The sequence below is a fragment of the Vibrio ichthyoenteri ATCC 700023 genome (assembly GCF_000222605.1).
Taxonomy (GTDB): domain Bacteria; phylum Pseudomonadota; class Gammaproteobacteria; order Enterobacterales; family Vibrionaceae; genus Vibrio; species Vibrio ichthyoenteri.
Genome location: NZ_AFWF01000244.1, coordinates 1 through 1,102, shown reverse-complemented (window position 1 = coordinate 1,102; position 1,102 = coordinate 1). Strand labels below are relative to the sequence as shown.

General features: G+C 49.2%; 1 pseudogene. It reads right to left on the bottom strand.

The annotated features are described in order from the left end of the window. Nucleotides 1–847 (bottom strand): annotated as a pseudogene (gene mobH / locus RH85_RS23500) (MobH family relaxase); the annotation flags it as partial. Between the last annotated feature and the right edge of the window lie 255 nt (nt 848–1,102).

Sequence of the window (1,102 nt, the reverse complement as noted above, 5' to 3'; positions counted from 1 at the left end):
GTATGAGTTGGTGCTGCTGCAATTCATTAAATAATCGTGAGTTGTCCGTTGGAACGTTAGTGATCCCACGTTCCAATAACGCTGCACGTAGTCGTTCAGCGATCGGCTTACTCATCAAAAACAGGTTTTCACCCTCAACAAACCCCTCGGCGCCTTTTCTGTTCAATGGGAATGCGCCCGATTGAAGCAAATGAGTGAGCGTCAATCGAAGCTGACCCGCCAATGAAGCGGCTGCGCCTCGCGCTTTTTCAGCAGCGAGGTTGATGCCGGCTTTATCGGCGCCGAGGTTTTGCGCCACACTGGCGGCGTCCGCTTGCATCACAATTTGCCCAATGACGCTGTCACTATCGGCATGGCCAGAAAGATAAGCGCTCATTTCATGGTAGAGCTGGCGATCGCTTGTGATCGCCGCCATTGGGTTTTCAGAGAGCAGTGGCGTTAACCACATCAGTCCGCTGCGTTGATGCTGACTGTATTGACGCTCTTTGTGATAACGAAAACGGTACGGTTGACTGATCGCCCCCAGTGCCGATGTCCAACGAACGGGTTATTTTCCCTCCCCTACAAATAACTCAATTTCCATATCGAGCACCTTGCCCACGTCATGCAATAAGGCACACAGAAAAACGCCATACACCCAAACGATCTCCTTGTGGATCACGTCTTCCGGCGCCGTATTCGGCGGCAGAATGTAATTACGGCGAATACGCATGGCGTAAATCGCCACGTCTAAACTGTGTAGCAATAAGCCTCTTGGCGTCGCATGGTGGTAAAACTCTGAAGCTGGTAAATCTTGGCAACAGGTCGCAAAGCGAATGACCGTATCAACGACAAACTCACCCCACACCTCGTAAGGCAGCGCTAAGCCACTACGCTTAAGAACGCGAAGTTTGTCCTTGATAAGATCATCTTGTTTCAGTTGCTCTGCACTCCATGGCGCACAAAATCCCGCAGGGGTTTTGTTTTTAAGGGTGGCCTGGGGCAGTGCTTTCTTTTCTGGCTCATCATTGAACCAATCGATAACTTGTTTTATGCGTGTAAACACTGTGTTTCTCCGTGCAATGCAACTATTACTGTGTAAATAAACAATAATATTAATATA